Origin of the sequence: Streptomyces sp. SID14436, assembly GCF_010548465.1 — a bacterium.
GTDB lineage: Bacteria > Actinomycetota > Actinomycetes > Streptomycetales > Streptomycetaceae > Streptomyces.
Genome location: NZ_JAAGMD010000304.1, coordinates 1 through 2,366, shown reverse-complemented (window position 1 = coordinate 2,366; position 2,366 = coordinate 1). Strand labels below are relative to the sequence as shown.

Annotated in this window: 4 protein-coding genes; 2 read left to right on the top strand and 2 right to left on the bottom strand. The window is 73.1% G+C overall.

All coding sequences use genetic code 11. The annotated features are described in order from the left end of the window. Together G3I53_RS34525 and G3I53_RS11120 are read right to left on the bottom strand one after the other, a co-directional pair. Positions 1-234 (bottom strand): phosphopantetheine-binding protein (locus G3I53_RS34525; RefSeq protein WP_164438294.1); only part of this gene is annotated, 234 nt, incomplete at its 3' end. Further along, on the bottom strand, positions 231-656 hold the full coding sequence (locus G3I53_RS11120; protein WP_239063766.1) for a group II truncated hemoglobin: 426 nt from the start codon (positions 654-656) through the stop codon (positions 231-233). The genes G3I53_RS34525 and G3I53_RS11120, both read right to left, overlap by 4 nt. Positions 657-824: 168 nt before the next feature. On the opposite strand from G3I53_RS11120, the gene G3I53_RS11115 reads away from it, so the two are divergent. Together G3I53_RS11115 and G3I53_RS11110 are read left to right on the top strand one after the other, a co-directional pair. Beyond that, positions 825-2,051, top strand: a complete 1,227-nt coding sequence (locus G3I53_RS11115) for a cytochrome P450 (protein WP_203591591.1) — start codon at positions 825-827, stop codon at positions 2,049-2,051. Beyond that, positions 2,048-2,275 carry a ferredoxin gene (locus G3I53_RS11110; protein WP_343239648.1) on the top strand — a complete coding sequence of 76 codons (228 nt, stop codon included), beginning with the start codon at positions 2,048-2,050 and terminating at the stop codon, positions 2,273-2,275. The genes G3I53_RS11115 and G3I53_RS11110 overlap by 4 nt, the downstream gene beginning before the upstream one ends. Positions 2,276-2,366 lie beyond the last annotated feature (91 nt).

Here is a 2,366-nt window from a genome sequence, read left to right as displayed (position 1 = left end):
CGCGAGCCGCCCGGCCAGCGCGGCCGGGTCGTGGCCCTCCCGCAGCAGGCTCGGCGGCACGGCGACACCCAGCCGGTCCTCCAGGGCCAGGGCCAGAGCCAGCGCCGTCATCGAGTCGGCGCCCGGCGGCAGCACCGGCTCGCCGGCCGCCGGTTCCCGTCCGCCGCACGTCTCCCGGACCGCGTCGACGACCGCGGCCACCCGCTCCCCGGCCGTGCCGGGCGTCCCGGTCACCACGTCCACCGCCCCAGCCGCCCGTGCCGCGTGTCCAGGTCCTCCTGGCTCATCCGGGACGCCCGCGTGGTGATCGCCGCCGCCCGGCGCAGCTGCTCCTCGAACCGGGTGCGGAACCGCTCGTCCCCGGGCAGCCCCACCTCGTCCGCGGCCTCCAGCATCAGCTCCACGAACCGGTCCCGCTGCTCGTCGCGGATCCGCAGATCGGCGTGCATCTTCTTGACGTGCTCGAACCCGCCGATCTCGTCGGTGAAGGCACTGCCGTGCCCGAAGACCTCCACGAGGTACGCCGTCAGATTGCGCACGTGCGTCTCACCGGCGTAGTCGAACAGGCGCCCGATCATCGGGTCGGCCACCGCCTTGCGGTGGAACACCTCGGCCAGCCGCCGCAGCGGGCCCTCGCCTCCGACGTGGTCGTACATCGTCACCGCGACCTCCAGGCTGGTGCGCTGGGAAACCGCCCCGACCCTAGGCGCGCCGATCAGCGGCGCCCGCTCACGATTGAGCGTCCCGCCGCGCCGCGCTGTGCCAACCTCGGCCCGTACCAGCGAGGTTGAGGAATGTGCCGCCCAGCAGGAGAAGAGGTCGCAGTGGCCGAGCAGCTGCCCGCATACCCGATGACCGACCGCACCTGTCCCTACGACCCGCCCGCCGGTCTGCTCGACCTGCAGCGGCAGGCACCGCTGGTGAAAGTGCAACTCCCCACCGGTCCCGCCTGGCTGGTCACCTCCTACGACGCCGCGCGGACCCTGCTGGACGACCCGCGGATGAGCTCGGACATGGGCAGGGAGGGCTTCCCCACGCTGTACCGGCAGAAGATGCGGCCGGTGCTCAAGGGCTCCTTCATGCGGATGGACGGCGAGGAGCACGCCTTCTACCGCACCATGCTCGCCGGGGAGTTCTCGGTGAAGCGGGTCGCCGCGATGCGCCCGGAGATCGAGCAGGCCTGCGACCAGCTCCTGGACGACATGATCCGCCAGGGGCCGCCCGCCAACCTCCACGACTCCTACGGCATTCCGGTGTCGTCCAGCTCCATCTGCCGTCTCCTGGGCGTGCCCTACGAGGACGCCGAGTTCTTCACCACCCACCTGGAGGCCCTGTTCGACCCGCACCGGGCCGGCGCCCCCGAGCGGATCGCCAAGAGCAAGGCCGCGCTGAGCGCCTACCTCGACGAGCTCGTCACCCGCAAGCAGAAGGAACCCGGCGACGACATGATCAGCCGGCTCGTCGCCGACTACCTGGTGCCCGGCAAGGTCGACCGGCCCGAACTCCTGCTCACGTCCTACCTGTTGCTCGCCGCCGGCCACGAGACCACGGCCAACATGATCACCACCGGGACGGCCGCGCTGCTCATGCACCCTGAGCAGTTCGCCCTCGTCCGGGACGATCCGAAGCTGCTGCGCGGCGCGGTCGAGGAACTCCTGCGCTACCTCAGCATCTTCCAGTTCGGCATCACCCGCATCGCCACCGAGGACATCCGGGTCGGGGACCAGACCGTCGCCGCCGGCGAGGGCATCGTCGTCTCCCCGCTGCTCGGCAACCGCGACGAGAGCGTCTACGACGACCCGCACACCCTCGACGTCCGCCGCCGGGGCCGCCCGCACCTCAGCTTCGGCCACGGCCCCCACCTGTGCGTCGGGCACACCCTGGCCCGCATCGAGCTCCAGATCGCCTTCGAGCGGCTGCTGACCCGCCTGCCCGACCTGCGCCTGGCCGTCCCCGAGCCGGACATCCCGTTCCGCACCGAGACCCTCGTCTTCGGCACCGTCGACCTGCCCGTCACCTGGGGTGAGCGGACCGAGAGGACGCCCGCGTGAGCGCCCCGGCCGGCCCCGGGCGGGCCCTGCTCCGGGTCGACACCGACGCCTGCTGCCGCAGCGGGGCGTGCTCCCTGGTCGCGCCGGACCTCTTCGACCAGGGCGACGACGGCAAGGTGGTCCTGCGGACCGCCCACCCGCCCGCCGACCTGCTCGACGCCGCGGAGGAGGCCGCCGACTACTGCCCCGTCTCCGCCATCCGGCTGGAAACCCCGCCCGAGTGACCCGGCCGCCCGACACCGCCCCGGGACCGCCCCAGGACACGGGCCCGCCGCCCGGCACCGTCCCGGCACCGCCCGCGGACGCCGGACCACG